Source organism: Citrobacter sp. Cf136 (assembly GCF_030333815.1).
Lineage (GTDB): Bacteria > Pseudomonadota > Gammaproteobacteria > Enterobacterales > Enterobacteriaceae > Citrobacter > Citrobacter freundii.
In genome coordinates, this window is record NZ_JAOWFE010000037.1 from 625,016 (window position 1) to 642,190 (window position 17,175).

The window sequence follows — 17,175 nt, forward strand, 5'->3', positions numbered from 1 at the left end:
ATGCTTGAACTTAATTTCTCTCAGACGCTGGGGACGCATTGTCTGACGCTCAACGAAACGCTGCCAGCGAGCGGCATCACCGCTATTTTTGGCGTTTCCGGTGCGGGAAAAACCTCACTGATTAACGCCATCAGTGGTCTGACGCAGCCGCAGTCCGGGCGCATCGTGCTCAACGGTCGGGTCTTAAACGACGTCGAGAACGGTATCTGTTTAACGCCGGAAAAACGCCGGGTGGGCTATGTTTTCCAGGATGCGCGCCTGTTCCCGCACTATAAAGTGCGCGGCAACCTGCGTTACGGAATGGCGAAAAGCATGGCCGGACAGTTTGATAAGCTGGTGGCGTTGTTGGGCATTGAACCGCTGCTTGACCGTCTGCCAGGCGGTCTTTCTGGCGGTGAAAAGCAGCGTGTCGCCATCGGTCGGGCGCTGCTGACCGCGCCTGAGTTATTGCTTCTTGATGAGCCGTTAGCCTCGCTGGATATACCGCGTAAACGCGAACTGCTGCCTTATCTGCAACGCCTGGCGCGGGAAATTAATATTCCGATGCTGTACGTCAGCCACTCGCTTGATGAGATTTTGCACCTGGCAGATAAAGTGATGGTGCTGGAAAACGGGCAGGTCAAAGCGTTTGGTTCGTTGGAAGATGTCTGGGGCAGCAGCGTGATGCACCCCTGGCTGCCTAAGGAACAGCAAAGCAGTATTCTGAAAGTCAGCGTGCTGGAACATCATCCACACTACGCGATGACCGCGCTGGCGCTTGGCGATCAGCATCTATGGGTCAACAAGCTGGAGCAACCGCTGCAAACCGCGCTGCGTATTCGTATTCAGGCCTCTGATGTTTCACTGGTTCTGCAGCCGCCGCAACAGACCAGTATTCGTAATGTTCTCCGGGCAAAAGTCGCGCAATGCTATGACGATAACGGTCAGGTGGAAGTTCAGCTTGAGGTGGGCGGTAAGACGCTGTGGGCGAAGATCAGCCCATGGGCCAGGGATGAACTGGGTATCAAACCTGGCCTGTGGCTGTACGCGCAAATTAAGAGCGTATCGATTACCGCCTGATTACAGCAGGTGAGAGTAGATAAATTTCGCGATGCTGTCGGTGGTGTTATCACCAATCACGATGTTGGCGCGTGCTTTGACCGCGTCATCCGCGTTGCCCATCGCCACGCCAGTGCCTGCGGCTTCCAGCATGCTGATATCGTTAAAGTTATCGCCAAAGGCAATCACGTTTTCCATTGACCCGCCCTGTGCTTCTATCCACTGGGTCAAGCGTCGTCCTTTACTGTTGCCTTTACGGGCAATGTCGACCTGATCGTGCCAGGACCATTCACACTCCAGCCCCAGTTGTTGCTCGACATACCGGCCAAACTGCTGCAGTTTCGGAATATCTTCGTCGGTCAGAGCAAATTTCCAGACGGCGTTAACGTCATGCGCCGCCTGCGCCAGCGAAGGAACCTGGGTGAAGGTCGGGCGCTGTTCCGGCGGCAGCGTTTGTGCCCAGTTAGCAGTACGCACTACATGCCCGGTAGGGCGCTCATACAGCATGGCCTCATCCACATACATCAGCCCGTGGATCTGATGTTCATCCAGCATTTCGATCAGCTGTAATGCCTGGTCTACCGGAAGGGGATCGGATTCCAGCACCTTTTTTGCTTGATAATCATACAAATAGGTACCGTTACAGCAAATTGCAGGTGTATCCAGCGCCAGTGCCTGATAAAAAGGATGAATAGCAACGTGATGGCGACCTGTGACAATGATAAGTTGGTAGCCTGCTTCTCTGGCGCGCGAGAGCGCTTCGAGAGAGGATGGCAGCAAGGTTTTTTTCGGGGTCAAGAGGGTACCGTCTAAATCCAGGGCAATCACGCGTGCGGTCATAGGTTTATCCAGATTAAGGTTGAGAATTATGTCTGTTGGAATGGTACACCGAGACGGGAGCCGGACAAAATTCTGAGCCTTAATTAAGCATTCACCGTTAAAAGCGTCTACCCTAGGCGTGTGTCAGGCAATTGCAGCCACCTGCCAAAAAGTAAAGGAGTATTCATGAAGCAAACCGTTTATACCGCCAGCCCTGAAAGTCAGCAAATCCACGTCTGGAGCCTGAATCACGATGGTTCTCTGACGCTGACACAGGTGGTTGATGTGCCGGGTCAGGTACAGCCGATGGTCGTCAGCCCGGATAAGCGTTACCTCTATGTTGGCGTGCGCCCGGAGTTTCGCGTGTTGGCTTATCGTATTGCGCCTGATGACGGTGCGCTGACCTTCGCGGCAGAGTCTGCGCTGCCGGGTAGCCCGACGCATATTTCTACCGATCATCAGGGACGTTTCGTGTTCGTGGGTTCTTATAACGCTGGCAGCGTGAGCGTCACGCGTCTGGAAGATGGCCTGCCGGTGGAACTGGTTGACGTGGTTGAGGGCCTGGATGGTTGCCACTCAGCCAACATCTCTCCGGATAACCGTACTTTGTGGATTCCGGCGTTGAAACAGGATCGTATCTGCCTGTTTGACGTAAGCGATGATGGCCATCTGGTCGCGCAGGAACCGGCTGAAGTGACTACCGTGGAAGGCGCGGGCCCGCGTCATATGGCGTTCCATCCGAATAAGCAATATGCCTACTGTGTGAACGAGCTGAACAGCTCTGTTGATGTCTGGGAGCTGAAAGATCCGTACGGCAAAATTGAGTGTGTGCAGACGCTGGATATGATGCCTGCAGATTTCGCTGATACCCGTTGGGCAGCAGATATTCATATCACACCTGATGGGCGTCATCTGTATGCCTGTGATCGTACCGCCAGCCTGATTACGGTCTTTAGCGTGTCTGAAGACGGTAGCGTACTGACTAAAGAGGGTTTCCAGCCTACCGAAACTCAGCCGCGTGGTTTTAATATCGATCACAGCGGAAAATACCTGATTGCCGCCGGGCAAAAATCGCACCATATCGCGGTGTATAAGATTGCAGGCGAACAAGGACTGTTGACAGAGAACGGTCGTTACGCGGTAGGACAAGGCCCGATGTGGGTGGTGGTTAACGCGTACTAAAACGTCAGGTGTTACAAACGATCCGCAATCTTTTGAAGATTGCGGATTTTTTTATGTTCATTCAACAAGCGGTAAATTTTCATGACGTTCAGCAACGGATGTCCAAAGACAGTCTTTGTCATCTGCCCATAAATTAAGCAGAAGAGAGAAGAAACGTTCAGCGGGAGGTGAGAGAATAGCGTCTTTACGCCGAATAACTCCCAGCGTGCGTCTAATAACAGGCTCAACCAGTGGGATACCTGTCAGGGTGGGATGCGGCGTTTGCGGCATTGCTAACCCTGGTAACGCGGAAACGCCCAGTCCAGCTTCAACCAGACCCAGCGAAGTGGACAGATGACGAACCTCGTAAAACCAGTTCAACTTCCACGGTTTATCGGCCAAATGTTGTTCAATCAATAATCGGTTACCGCTTGAGGAGCGAACGCCTATCAATTTGTAATTCAGCAATTCCTGCCACTCCACCAACTGTTTATTGGCGAGTGGATGATCGCGCCGACAGGCCAGAACAAACGGTTCATTAACCAGTGGAGTGAACTCGATAGAGGAATTTGTGATGTTGTTCATATTTATTCCAAAATCAGCCTCATTGCAAAGTACGGATTCCATACAATTATTCGTACCTTGTTCAATAATTCGCACTTTGATATTGGGATACCGCTCATTAAATTTTCCTATTGCCAACGGCAAGAATTAGAAAACTGCGGTAGGAATACAGGATAATGTCACTATGCCATGATGATGAACATTCACATCGCTAATATTAAAAATAGTTTCATCTAATGCCCTGATTAATTCTCTGGCTTCAGGTAAAAGCATTTTTCCCGCTTTTGTTAATGTGACTTTGCGAGTTGTTCTTTCAAAGAGTTGAGTGTGTAAATACTCTTCCATCTTTTTAATTCTGCGTGTTAATGCAGGTTGCGTAATATTAAGTAACTTGGCGGCATTGTTAAAAGAATCGGACTCTGCCAGTGTGACAAACGCCTTCATGCTTGATAATTCGTGTTTCATTCTGACTCCGGACTAAATCGGGGAAGCCCCTGTCTAAGATGAAAGTGTTCAGTGTATCTGCAATTCATAACTTTTAATTAATAAAAATAAATCACTAATCACGAAAATGAAGTCATTAGTCACCCTAATCATGACATGCAACCATGTACATAGTGAAAATAATATCGAGAGCATAATCATGAAAAAAATACCTTGCGTTATGATGCGCGGAGGAACTTCAAGGGGCGCATTTTTATTAGCACAAGATCTACCACAAGAAGAAAAACTGCGTGATGAAGTATTGATTAAAATTATGGGTTCTGGCAATGCGCTGGAAATAGACGGCATTGGTGGTGGCAATCCGTTAACCAGCAAAGTAGCGATCATTAGTCGTTCAAACGACCCGAAAGCTGATATCGATTATTTATTTGCTCAGGTATTGGTGCATGAGCAACGGGTCGATACCACGCCGAACTGCGGCAATATGCTTTCCGCCGTTGGCGCGTTTGCTATCGAAAAGGGATTAATTAATGCCGCAACGCCGACCACCCGCGTTCGTATTCGCAATGTAAACACCAACACGTTTATCGAAGCTGATATACAGACACCAAACGGCGTTGTTGAGTATGAAGGAACAGCAAGAATTGACGGTGTCCCGGGAACATCGGCCCCGATTGCATTGACATTCCTGAATGCTGCAGGTTCTAAAACCGGGCATATTTTTCCAACGGGCCAACACATCGATTATATCAACTCCGTTCCCGTGACCTGTATGGATATGGCGACACCTGTCGTAATTATTCCTGCCGAATACCTGGGGAAAACGGGTTATGAATCCGCGCAAGATTTAGATGCAGACCGCGAATTATTGGCGCGCATCGAGTCTATTCGTTTACAGGCCGGTGAAGCTATGGGCCTGGGAAATGTCAGTAATAAGGTTATCCCTAAACCTATTCTCATCTCGGCACCTCAGCACGATGGCGCAATTAATGTTCGCTATTTTATGCCGCATTCTTGCCATAAAGCACTGGCAATTACCGGGGCGATAGCGATCGCCAGCAGTTGCGCCATTAACGGTACCGTTACGCGTCAGGTAACGGCAGGCGCGCATTACGGGAATATCACTATCGAACATCCAGGCGGCGCTCTTGATATTTATTTAACCAATGAAGGGGATGAGCCTGAAACTATCAGAGCTTCGGTTATTCGCACCGCCAGAAAAATATTCGCCGGTGATGTTTATCTTCCCTGACAGCATTGGCCACATGTTGCTGTGATTATGGAAAATCGAAAAACATTCTGTATTGCTTGTACAGATTATTCAGGACCCCAAAATGAACGTTAAATCATTATGGAAGCTAATATTAATATTGGCCATCCCTTGCATTATAGGACTTATGCCAGCACCGGCAGGATTAAGTGAACTGGCCTGGGTGCTATTTGGTATTTATCTCGCAGCCATTGTCGGGCTGGTGATCAAACCGTTTCCTGAACCGGTGGTATTATTGATTGCTGTTGCCGCTTCAATGGTGGTTGTCGGAAATTTAGGCAGCGGCGTACTTAAAACCAGCAGCGTGCTGAGTGGCTATGCTTCCGGTACGACATGGCTGGTGTTCTCCGCGTTTACTTTAAGCGCTGCTTTTGTGACGACGGGACTGGGCAAGCGAATTGCCTATATTCTGATTGGTAAAATAGGTAACACCACGCTTGGCCTGGGCTACGTGACCGTATTTCTTGACCTGGTATTAGCCCCGGCAACACCGTCAAATACTGCGCGTGCGGGAGGCATTGTCTTGCCCATCATCAATAGCGTGGCGGTGGCGTTAGGCTCTGAGCCGGACAAGAGCCCCCGCCGCGTCGGCCACTACCTGATGATGACGGTGTATATGGTCACTAAAACGACCAGCTATATGTTTTTTACTGCGATGGCAGGAAACATTCTGGCATTGAAGATGATCAACGATATCTGTCAGTTACAACTAAGCTGGGGAGGATGGCTCTTGCAGCTGCTTTGCCTGGACTGGTTATGCTGTTGGTAACGCCTTTAGTCATCTATTTTATGTATCCACCTGAAATTAAAAAGGTTGATAACAAAACTATCGCCAAAGCCGGGCTTCAGGATTTAGGGCCAATGAAAGGGCGCGAAAAAATGCTGCTGGGCATTTTCGTCCTCGCGCTATTAGGATGGATCTTTAGTAAAACTCTCGGCGTTGATGAATCAACGGTTGCCATTGTAGTAATGGGTACGATGCTTTTGTTTGGCGTAGTCACCTGGGATGATGTGGTTAAAAATAAGGGCGGCTGGAATACCTTAATCTGGTACGGCGGTATTATCGGTTTGAGTTCGCTGTTATCGAAAGTGAAATTCTTCGATTGGTTAGCCGAACTCTTCAAGAATAACCTCGACTTTGGTAACCACGGCAACGTTGCGTTCTTTGTTATTCTCTTTTTGAGCATTATTGTTCGTTATTTCTTTGCCTCTGGCAGCGCCTATATTGTGGCAATGATGCCGGTATTTGCCATGCTGGCGAACGTTTCTGGTGCACCACTGATGTTAACTGCATTGGCATTACTCTTTTCTAACTCTTACGGCGGTATGGTTACCCATTATGGCGGCGCCGCGGGACCGGTTATTTTTGGCGTTGGATATAACGACATCAAATCGTGGTGGCTGGTCGGCGCAATGCTGACGTTCTTGACGTTCCTCGTCCATATTACGCTGGGTCTTTGGTGGTGGAATATGTTGATTGGCTGGAACATGCTCTAACTATACCCGTCATACTTCAAGTTGCATGTGCGTTGGCTGCGCTCGCTCACCCCAGTCACTTACTGGAGTAAGCTCTTGGGGATTCGCTCCCTTGCCGCCTTCCTGCAACTCGAATTATTTAGGGTATAAATTACATCGTTCATTGGTTGTCTGTGCTCTGGTTGGAGCACAGCAATGTGGAGTATCTAATGATTAAATTATATGAGAAAGGGATTTACCTCTCCGGTAATAATGAAATTATCGCTGAGGATGAGGTGTCTGAACCAATCTGTAAAGAAGATGCGAAAAAAGGAACTATCGCGTGGTCGATTCTCTCAGCGCATAATACGTCCGGTGACATGAATAAGCTAAAAATTAAGTTTGATTCATTAGCATCACACGATATTACCTTTGTCGGTATTATTCAGACCGCTAAAGCATCAGGAATGGAGCGCTTTCCTTTACCGTACGTTCTGACGAACTGCCATAACTCATTATGCGCGGTAGGGGGAACCATTAACGGTGACGATCATATGTTTGGTCTGTCTGCGGCACAGCGTTACGGCGGAATCTTTGTGCCGCCACATATTGCTGTCATCCATCAGTACATGCGTGAAATGATGGCCGGGGGCGGCAAAATGATCCTCGGCTCAGACAGCCACACGCGTTACGGCGCATTAGGCACGATGGCGGTAGGAGAAGGGGGCGGTGAGCTGGTCAAGCAGCTGTTAAACGATACCTGGGATATTGATTATCCTGGCGTTGTTGCCGTTTATCTGACCGGCAAGCCTGTTGCGGGCATCGGCCCGCAGGATGTGGCTTTGGCTATCATTGGCGCAGTGTTTAAAAATGGCTACGTCAAAAATAAGGTCATGGAGTTTGTCGGCCCTGGCATTCGCCATCTCTCAACGGATTTTCGCAACAGCGTTGATGTAATGACCACCGAAACCACCTGCCTGAGCTCTGTCTGGCAAACGGATGATGAAACTCGCAGTTGGCTGGCATTACATGGTCGCGAACAGGATTATCGCCCGCTCAACCCGCAGCCGATGGCCTGGTACGATGGGTGTATTCATGTTGATTTGAGTGCGGTTAAGCCGATGATTGCGCTGCCATTCCATCCAAGTAATGTCTATGAGATTGCTACACTCAATGAAAATCTGACGGATATTCTCCGGGAGATTGAAGTTGAATCTTCGCGAATCGCGCAAGGTAAAGCCAGCCTCTCGTTGTTGGATAAAGTGGAGAACGGACGCTTAAAAGTACAGCAGGGGATCATTGCTGGATGCTCGGGCGGCAACTTTGAAAACGTGATTGCTGCGGCGCAGGCATTACGTGGTCAATCCTGCGGTAATGATGCTTTCTCGCTGGCTGTCTACCCCTCGTCACAGCCGGTGTTTATGGATTTAGCGCAGAAAGGTGTCGTTGCGGATTTACTGGGAGCGGGGGCCGTCATCAGAACCGCATTCTGTGGACCATGCTTTGGTGCGGGCGATACGCCAATCAACAATGCTCTTAGCATCCGCCATACCACGCGCAACTTCCCTAACCGTGAAGGCTCGAAACCGGGCAATGGTCAAATGTCAGCCGTTGCGCTGATGGATGCGCGATCAATTGCGGCTACGGCAGCAAATGGAGGATTCCTCACTGCCGCGACGGATCTGGACTGCTGGGAAGCTGTACCTGATTATGCGTTTAATCCTGCGCCATATAAGAGCCGCGTATACCAGGGGTTTGTTAAAGGGGCCACGCAACAGCCGCTCATTTACGGCCCGAATATTAAAGACTGGCCGGAACTGGGCGCGTTAACAGAAAATATTCTGCTGAAAGTGGCCTCAAAAATACTTGATGATGTGACAACGACGGATGAGCTTATCCCGTCCGGAGAAACCTCTTCGTATCGTTCCAATCCTTTGGGGCTGGCGGAATTTACCCTTTCCCGACGCGATCCCGGCTATGTTGGCAGAAGCAAGGCGGTCGCTGAACGGGAAAAACAACGTCAGGCGGGTGACGTTAGCGAACTGGCGTCAGTTTTCGCACGCATCCAGCAGATTACCGGTCAGGAAAACACGCGACCACTGGAGACTGAGATTGGCAGCATGATTTATGCCGTCAAGCCTGGTGATGGTTCTGCGCGCGAGCAGGCGGCAAGCTGTCAGCGAGTGATCGGTGGGCTGGCAAACATCGCCGAGGAATATGCTACCAAGCGTTACCGTTCCAATGTCATTAACTGGGGAATGTTACCGCTACAAATGGCTGAGAAACCCTCTTTTGAAGTCGGGGACTATATCTATATTCCCGGTATTCGCCGTGCGCTGGATGAGTGCAGTCGCGAGATAAAAGCGTACGTTCTTCATGCTGATGGCGCGATGAGTGAAATCAGCTTGTATATGGAAAGCCTGACCGCCGAGGAGCGTGAGATTATTAAAGCCGGGAGTTTGATTAACTTTAATAAATCGCGTTTGGTGTAACGCCATAAAAAAGGTCGCCAGCGTAAATATGGCGACCTTTTTTTTCTCTGGGATTACTGCTTCGGCTCGGCAACCACTTTGCTACCGATACCGCGGTTGTTGTATTCCCACATGCGGTTGAAGTTGGTGTCGTTCAGGTTGCGCTGGATTTCACCTTTGTCATCTTCCGCACCGGTATTACCGGCAAACGGGCGTTTTGCGATAACGCTGTCAGCCCATGGTTTTGCCATGTTAAAGCCTTCGTTAATCACGCTGTCACGGATAACGACCTGGCCGTTAGTGTTGGAATCGACATCCAGCGATCGGCCTAACTGCGCCACGCCATCGCCGCTTGCCGTGAAGCGGCTATTAATCGCCAGGAAACCGTAGTAGATGTTTGACAGAGTAGCCGGTGCGAACACGTAACCTTCCTGCTGCGTACGGGAATTCACAACACGGAAATCGGTGTTCTCGAACACCACTGCGCCACGACCAGAAACGATATCCACATCACCTTCAATGTAGCTGTTGGTTACCAGCGTGCGAGGCTGACGATCGTTTTCCAGACGGTTTTGTACGCCGCTGTTGGTTACAAAGAACGTATTCTGACGACCCAGAATATTGACCTTGTTGATCTGCACTTTATCACCATCGGTACGCAGTGCAACGGCCGGGTGGTTGCCTGCATCAACGCTATCACCCAGGTTGTTTTCGATGGTCAGGTTCTGCAATTGCAGACCGTTGTTTTGCGACCAGACGACGGCAGAACACATCACACCAATATTTGTGCCACGTTTGTTCTGGCAATTATCAAACATATACCACGCAGGTTTACCCGGCATATATTTACCGCCTGGGTTCACCGTACGACGCCAGTCTGCGGTGCTCATGTCACCGTCAATAGCCTGGCCAATTTTTACATCCAGCGGTTTTTCGCCCATACCGTACAGCGTCAGGCTACCCGTTGCTGCCGGGATGTATACCGTGCCCTGATACTCGCCCGGCATAATCGCGATGTACTGACGTTTGTTCGTACGTTTGATGATTGCCGCATCCACCGCAGCCTGAATGCTGGTATGGGTTACGCCCTGAGTGCCTGCCGGGCCAACGACGAAGTCAGGTTGTGCAGGCAGAGAAATTGAAGAAGGGCTCCATGGCGCGGTGTTTGGCGTCAGCGCGGAAAAATAGTGCGCAGCAACGAAGTTTTTCGCTTCATTGGCCGACAAGATCGGGCGCGAAGAGGTACCTGGCGCGGTCTGATCGGAAGGAATTTGATCGGGCGGCGTAGAGCTACAGGCGGTCAGCGTCACGCCAAAAGCCATTGCCAGCGCCAGACGGGAAACTGATGATATATTCACAGGTTGCTCCGGGCTTTGAAAGTTATCCATTAAAGCCTGCTTTTTTATACTAAGTTGAGCGAAACGGGAAGGCGAAAAGGTAAAAAGTTGTTTTTTATCGCAGCAATGTCTGGCGCGGAGAGTCTTTATATCACAAATAGATAACAATTATGGCTCTTCAGGTTGACAACATCCCTATAATCAAAAATAAATGTCTATACAACCTATGACAAGTGGTGAGTCGAATGCAGCAATTCTTCCCTGATGATGTTATCTGGCGCAATGTTCGTCTGGCGACTATGGATCCTGAACGTGGTACCCCATATGGGCTGGTGGATGGTCATGCGCTGATCGTCCGCCAGGGCAAGATTCGCGATATCGTCCCGGAATCATCGTTATATCTCACACATGACAATACTTTTGATATGCAGGGCCGGCTGATTACGCCTGGCCTGATTGATTGCCATACGCATCTCGTCTTTGGCGGAAACCGCGCAGGTGAATGGGAGCAGCGGCTAAATGGTGTCTCCTACCAGCAGATAAGCGCTCAGGGTGGGGGGATCAATGCCACCGTATCGGCGACCCGCAGCGCCACGGATGAACAACTCTTACACGTAGCCCATCAGCGGATGGAACAGCTGATCAAAGAAGGTGTTACGCTGTTGGAAATAAAATCAGGCTACGGCCTGGATTTGCCGACAGAAGAGAAAATATTGCGCGTGGTGGCAGCGCTGGCGGCAGAGAATATCGTTGAAATCAGTCCGACGCTGTTGGCTGCGCATGCGACGCCAACGGAATTCAGAGATGATCCTGACGGCTATATTACGCTGGTGTGCGAGACCATTTTGCCGCAGCTGTGGGAACAAGGGCTGTTTGAGACCGTTGATCTGTTCTGTGAAAGCGTTGGTTTTTCGTTGGCGCAGAGTGAGCGGGTGTTTCAGGCTGCGCAGGCGCTGGGCATCCCGATTAAAGGCCATGTCGAACAACTGTCATTGCTTGGCGGCGCACAGTTGGTAAGCCGCTACCATGGGCTATCCGCCGATCATATTGAATACCTCGATGAAGCAGGCGTGGCGGCAATGAGCCAAAGCGGTACGGTCGGCGTGCTGCTGCCCGGCGCATTCTATTTCCTCAAAGAGCAGCAGCGCCCACCGGTAGCGTTGCTGCGTCAATATCAGGTACCGATGGCGGTAGCGACAGATTTTAACCCCGGTACCAGCCCGTTTATCAGCCTGCACTGGGCGATGAATATGGCCTGCGTTCAGTTTGGCTTAACGCCGGAAGAAGCATGGGCGGGCGTAACCCGTCATGCGGCCCGGGCGCTGGGGCGTCACGCCACCCACGGTCAATTGAAGGCCGGGTTTGTGGCCGATTTTGTGGTGTGGGATGCCACACTTCCTGTTGAGATCCTGTATGAACCAGGACGCAACCCGCTCTACCAACGCGTATTCAAAGGACAAATAGCATGACTCACTGGCAACCTGCTTCACCTGCGCTATGGCAGGGACGTGATGACCGGGCCGAATCGCCGAATGCGCTGCGCCTGTTTCAGACTATCACCCAGAGCCCGACGTTTAGCCCAGAAATGTATCGCGAGCAGATAGCGTTGCTCGGGTTTGCCTGCGACGAAGGTGTTAAACGTAATCAGGGGCGCACGGGAGCTGCCGGAGCGCCCGATGTGCTGCGCAAGGCGCTGGCGAATTTAGCCAGTCACAATGGGCATCATCGACTGGTGGATCTGGGCAATATTGTGGCGCAGGCCCCCGATCTTGAGGGCGCGCAGCAGGCGCTACGGAATGCGGTACAGCGTTGCCAGCAGGAAAATATGCGCACCTTTGTTCTGGGGGGCGGACACGAAACCGCATATGCCCATGGCGCAGGTGTGCTGGACGCGTTCCCGCAGGCGAAAGTGGGGATAGTCAACTTCGATGCACATCTCGATTTGCGCCATGCCGGGCAGGCTACATCCGGTACGCCGTTTCGCCAGCTGGCGCAGCTTTGCGATGAACAACAGCGTGAATTTCACTATGCCTGTATCGGCGTCAGCCGGGCGGCAAACACCCAGGCGCTTTGGGATGAGGCCCAGCGGCTCGGTGTGACCATAGTGGAGGATCTGCATTGTGATACGGCGCAGGCGCAGTTAGCGCAGTTCATTGCCAATCTGGATGTCATCTATCTGACAATCGACCTCGACGTGCTGCCGGTGTGGGAAATGCCCGGTGTGTCGGCCCCCGCCGCGCTTGGCGTACCGTTGGCGACGCTGCTGAGACTGATTGAGCCTCTGTGTCGTAGCGGTAAACTACAGGCGGTGGATATGGTTGAATTTAATCCACGCTTTGACGATGATGGCAGGGCGGCGCGGGTTGCGGCGCGATTAGGCTGGCAAATCGCCCACTGGTGGCACTGATATACCTGATGGCGTTGCGCTTATCAGGTTCGGGTAATGCCTGTAAACTGTACCCACTCACATTTTCAGCTTAAGGAAGGCTCACGCATGCTCCCATCCCGTTCTGCTCCGGCTCCTTTTTACGAAAAGGTCAAACAGGAGATCAGCGAAAAAATTGCCAGCGGTATCTGGCTGCCTCACGATCGCATTCCGTCTGAGGCTGAGCTGGTGGCGCAGTATGGTTTCAGCCGCATGACCATCAACCGGGCGCTGCGTGAGTTAACGGATGAAGGTTTACTGGTGCGTTTGCAGGGCGTGGGGACGTTTGTCGCCGAGCCAAAAGGTCAGTCCGCGCTGTTTGAAATTCGTAGCATCGCGGATGAAATTAACGCCCGTCAGCATCAGCACCGGTGCGAAGTGCTGACGCTGGAAAGAACCCGGGCAAACGCGCAGCAGGCTTTGGTATTAAACGTCAAAGAAGGCACCTCTATTTTTCACTCTGTCATGGTGCACTACGAGAACGATCTGCCGGTACAGATTGAAGATCGCTGCGTGAATGCCGAAATTGTGCCCGAGTATCTGGGGCAGGATTACAGCCAGACCACGCCGCACGCTTACCTGTCGCTGATAGCCCCCTTGACCGAAGGTGAGCATATTGTTGAAGCGGTACGCGCCAGCGCCGAAGAGTGCGCGCTGCTGAACATCAAAGAACACGATCCCTGCCTGCTGATCCGCCGTAAGACCTGGTCCGCGTCATCCATTGTCTCTCATGCCCGTTTGCTGTTCCCTGGTTCCCGCTATCGACTGCAAGGGCGGTTTATGTCCTGATACAGGAGATGAAAACCGTGATTGCTGACGCAATATAATAAAAATGTATCTTAATTGTTAAAATCATCCTTGCAGTGACTTGTATAGACAAGTATATGTTACTTATCTATCCGACGTTCGCGAGGAGTTTTCTGTCATGTCCCATAGCAAATATCGTCAGCAGGATATTCGTGCCCCACGCGGCACCACCTTAACGGCCAAAAGCTGGCTGACCGAAGCGCCGCTGCGCATGTTAATGAATAATCTGGATCCCGATGTGGCGGAAAATCCTCATGAGCTGGTGGTTTACGGCGGGATTGGCCGCGCCGCACGGGACTGGGAATGCTATGACGCCATCGTCAACGCGCTGACCAAACTGGAGACCGATGAGACGCTGCTGGTCCAGTCCGGAAAACCGGTAGGCGTATTCAAAACTCACGACAACGCACCGCGCGTGCTGATTGCCAACTCCAACCTGGTGCCACATTGGGCTACCTGGGAACATTTCAACGAACTGGACGCCAAAGGGTTGGCGATGTACGGCCAGATGACCGCCGGGAGCTGGATCTACATCGGCAGCCAGGGCATCGTGCAGGGGACTTATGAAACCTTCGTTGAGGCCGGGCGTCAGCATTATCAGGGTAACCTGAGCGGGCGCTGGGTACTGACCGCCGGACTGGGCGGCATGGGCGGGGCGCAGCCGTTAGCCGCTACGCTTGCGGGGGCGTGTTCGCTGAACATTGAATGCCAGCAAAGCCGAATCGATTTCCGTCTGCGTACCCGTTACGTGGACGAGCAGGCGACATCGCTTGACGATGCGCTGGCGCGTCTCGACAAATACACTCGCGAGGGTAAAGCAGTCTCCATTGCGCTGTGTGCGAACGCCGCCGACGTTGTGCCGGAACTGGTGAAGCGCGGTGTGCGCCCGGATATGGTCACCGACCAGACCAGCGCCCACGATCCGCTGCATGGTTATCTGCCGTCTGGCTGGAGCTGGGAAGAGTATCAGGCAAAAGCGGTGTCCGATCCGCAGGGCACGGTGCAGGCGGCGAAACGTTCAATGGCAACGCACGTTGAGGCGATGCTGGCGTTTAGCAAAATGGGCGTGCCAACGTTTGATTACGGCAACAACATTCGCCAGATGGCCAAAGAGATGGGCGTGGAAAATGCCTTTGATTTCCCCGGCTTCGTACCTGCTTATATTCGACCGTTGTTCTGTCGCGGCATTGGCCCGTTCCGTTGGGTGGCGCTGTCCGGCGATCCGCAGGATATTTATAAAACAGATGCCAAAGTGAAAGAGATCGTGGCAGATGATAAGCACCTTCATCACTGGCTGGATATGGCGCGTGAGCGGATTAATTTCCAGGGTTTACCGGCGCGTATCTGCTGGGTCGGCCTGGAGTGGCGTCAGAAACTGGGGCTGGCGTTTAATGAAATGGTGCGCAGCGGTGAAGTATCCGCGCCAATTGTTATTGGCCGTGACCATCTGGACTCCGGTTCTGTTGCCAGCCCGAACCGCGAAACTGAAGCTATGCGCGACGGTTCAGACGCCGTATCCGACTGGCCGCTGCTGAACGCGCTGCTTAACACCGCCAGCGGCGCGACCTGGGTGTCGCTGCATCACGGTGGCGGGGTCGGTATGGGCTTCTCTCAGCATGCCGGGATGGTGATTGTTTGCGATGGCACCGATGAAGCCGCGGCGCGTATCGCCCGGGTCTTACATAACGATCCGGCGACCGGGGTGATGCGTCACGCCGACGCCGGATATGACATTGCGGTGGAATGCGCCGTCGAAGAAGGGCTGAATTTGCCGATGGTTGCCGCGACGCAGGAGAAACGCTGATATGAACACCATGACACTCACGCCGGGCCATCTGAGTTTTATCCAGCTACGTGAAATCTGGCAGCAGCCGGTCAAACTGAGTCTGGATGCCGGGGCGATCGATGCTATTAACGCCAGCGTCGCCTGCGTCAATAATATTGTCGCTGAAGGCCGTACGGCGTATGGCATTAATACCGGCTTTGGCCTGCTGGCCCAGACCCGTATCGCCACGGAAGATTTGCAGAATTTGCAGCGTTCGCTGGTGCTTTCCCATGCGGCAGGCGTCGGCGAGGCGCTGGACGACGCGATGGTGCGTCTGATTATGGTGCTGAAAATCAACAGCCTGGCGCGCGGTTTTTCCGGTATTCGCCTGAGCGTGATTGAAGCGCTGATTGCGCTGGTGAATGCCGAGGTGTATCCGCTGATCCCGGCGAAAGGCTCCGTGGGGGCATCGGGTGACCTGGCGCCGCTGGCGCATATGTCTTTGACGCTGTTGGGAGAAGGGAAGGCGCGCTGGCAGGGTGAATGGCTCCCGGCGACCGAAGCGCTGAATAAGGCCGGGCTGGAGCCGATAACGCTGGAGGCAAAAGAAGGGCTGGCGTTGCTCAACGGTACCCAGGCTTCGACGGCCTTTGCGCTGCGTGGGCTAATTGAAGCTCAGGAACTGTTTGCGTCTGCAACGGTGTGCGGGGCGCTGACCACCGAAGCCGTGCTGGGTTCCCGTCGTCCGTTTGATGCCCGTATTCACGCCGCGCGAGGGCAGCGTGGGCAGATTGATGCCGCAATGCTGTATCGTCACGTATTGACCGACACCAGCGCGCTTTCGCAGTCGCATCATAACTGTGAGAAAGTGCAGGATCCGTATTCTCTGCGCTGTCAGCCACAGGTGATGGGGGCATGTCTGACGCAAATGCGCCAGGTGATGGATGTTCTGCTGGTGGAAGCCAATGCGGTTTCCGACAACCCGCTGGTATTTGCCGAGGAGGGGGATGTCATTTCTGGCGGCAACTTCCATGCTGAACCGGTGGCGATGGCGGCAGATAATCTGGCGCTGGCGATTGCGGAAATCGGCTCGTTATCGGAGCGACGCATTGCGTTAATGATGGATAAACACATGTCGCAACTGCCGCCGTTTTTGGTGAAAAACGGTGGGGTGAACTCCGGCTTTATGATTGCTCAAGTCACGGCTGCCGCGCTGGCGAGTGAGAACAAAGCGCTGGCGCATCCGCATAGCGTAGACAGTTTACCGACGTCCGCCAACCAGGAAGATCACGTATCTATGGCTCCGGCGGCGGGGCGCAGACTGTGGGAGATGGCAGCAAATACGCGCGGCGTGATTGCCGTAGAGTGGCTGGCGGCGTGTCAGGGGATTGACCTGCGCGAAGGGTTAACCTCAAGCCCGCTGCTGGAGCAGGCGCGCCAGGCTTTACGCGAGCAGGTTGCTCATTACACGCAGGATCGCTTTTTCGCCCCGGATATCGAGTGCGCGACCGAACTGTTAGCGCAAGGAACGTTGCTGAAATTGCTGCCTGAATTTCTCTAGAGAATTGCCTGATGGCGACGCTGACGCGTCTTATCAGACTTACGGTCGGCTTTGTAGG

General features: G+C 52.5%; 11 protein-coding genes and 2 pseudogenes. 10 read left to right on the top strand and 3 right to left on the bottom strand.

The features are described 5' to 3' along the window. On the top strand, positions 1-1,059 hold the full coding sequence (gene modC / locus OGV98_RS16775; protein ID WP_003837092.1) for a molybdenum ABC transporter ATP-binding protein ModC: 1,059 nt from the start codon (positions 1-3) through the stop codon (positions 1,057-1,059). On the opposite strand, the gene OGV98_RS16780 is transcribed toward modC, so the two are convergent. Beyond that, the gene (locus OGV98_RS16780; protein ID WP_003845370.1) at positions 1,060-1,878 is read right to left on the bottom strand and encodes a pyridoxal phosphatase; all 819 of its coding nucleotides are present in this window, start codon (positions 1,876-1,878) and stop codon (positions 1,060-1,062) included. Between the two features lie 165 nt (positions 1,879-2,043). Between OGV98_RS16780 and pgl the strand changes: the two genes are divergently transcribed. Continuing rightward, entirely contained in the window at positions 2,044-3,039 is a 996-nt protein-coding gene (pgl, locus tag OGV98_RS16785) for a 6-phosphogluconolactonase (RefSeq protein ID WP_286551717.1), read from the top strand. Between the two features lie 57 nt (positions 3,040-3,096). On the opposite strand, the pseudogene OGV98_RS16790 reads toward pgl, so the two are convergent. Next, positions 3,097-4,047, bottom strand: a pseudogene (locus OGV98_RS16790) (LysR family transcriptional regulator). A 178-nt stretch (positions 4,048-4,225) separates the two neighbouring features. Between OGV98_RS16790 and OGV98_RS16795 the strand changes: the two are divergent. The 3 genes and pseudogenes from OGV98_RS16795 (at position 4,226) to OGV98_RS16805 (ending at position 9,243) form a co-directional block, all read left to right on the top strand. Continuing rightward, complete coding sequence (locus tag OGV98_RS16795) at positions 4,226-5,278, top strand: 4-oxalomesaconate tautomerase (RefSeq protein ID WP_049002440.1); 1,053 nt, start codon at positions 4,226-4,228, stop codon at positions 5,276-5,278. Positions 5,279-5,423: 145 nt separating this feature from the next. Next, a pseudogene (locus OGV98_RS16800) lies at positions 5,424-6,793 on the top strand (anion permease). 188 nt (positions 6,794-6,981) lie between these two features. After that, positions 6,982-9,243, top strand: a complete 2,262-nt coding sequence (locus OGV98_RS16805; protein ID WP_202580668.1) for a hydratase — start codon at positions 6,982-6,984, stop codon at positions 9,241-9,243. A gap of 53 nt (positions 9,244-9,296) precedes the next feature. Here the strand turns inward: OGV98_RS16805 and OGV98_RS16810 are convergent, their stop codons facing one another. Next, the gene (locus OGV98_RS16810; RefSeq protein WP_003837077.1) at positions 9,297-10,580 is read right to left on the bottom strand and encodes a putative acyl-CoA thioester hydrolase; all 1,284 of its coding nucleotides are present in this window, start codon (positions 10,578-10,580) and stop codon (positions 9,297-9,299) included. A gap of 224 nt (positions 10,581-10,804) precedes the next feature. Here OGV98_RS16810 and hutI point away from each other — a divergent pair, with 224 nt between their 5' ends. The 5 genes from hutI to hutH all read left to right on the top strand — a co-directional run bounded on the left by hutI (position 10,805) and on the right by hutH (position 17,117). Next, positions 10,805-12,028, top strand: coding sequence for an imidazolonepropionase (gene hutI / locus OGV98_RS16815; RefSeq protein ID WP_003023053.1), 1,224 nt, complete (start codon positions 10,805-10,807; stop codon positions 12,026-12,028). Next, on the top strand, positions 12,025-12,966 hold the full coding sequence (gene hutG / locus OGV98_RS16820) for a formimidoylglutamase (protein ID WP_149911569.1): 942 nt from the start codon (positions 12,025-12,027) through the stop codon (positions 12,964-12,966). The genes hutI and hutG overlap by 4 nt, the downstream gene beginning before the upstream one ends. 87 nt (positions 12,967-13,053) lie before the next feature. Next, positions 13,054-13,773 (top strand): histidine utilization repressor, encoded by a 720-nt coding sequence (locus OGV98_RS16825; RefSeq protein WP_149911568.1) that lies wholly within the window; start codon positions 13,054-13,056, stop codon positions 13,771-13,773. 136 nt (positions 13,774-13,909) lie between these two features. Further along, positions 13,910-15,595, top strand: a complete 1,686-nt coding sequence (gene hutU, locus OGV98_RS16830) for a urocanate hydratase (protein WP_003845382.1) — start codon at positions 13,910-13,912, stop codon at positions 15,593-15,595. A 1-nt stretch (position 15,596) separates the two neighbouring features. Next, positions 15,597-17,117 (top strand): histidine ammonia-lyase, encoded by a 1,521-nt coding sequence (hutH, locus tag OGV98_RS16835; protein WP_202580667.1) that lies wholly within the window; start codon positions 15,597-15,599, stop codon positions 17,115-17,117. Positions 17,118-17,175 lie beyond the last annotated feature (58 nt).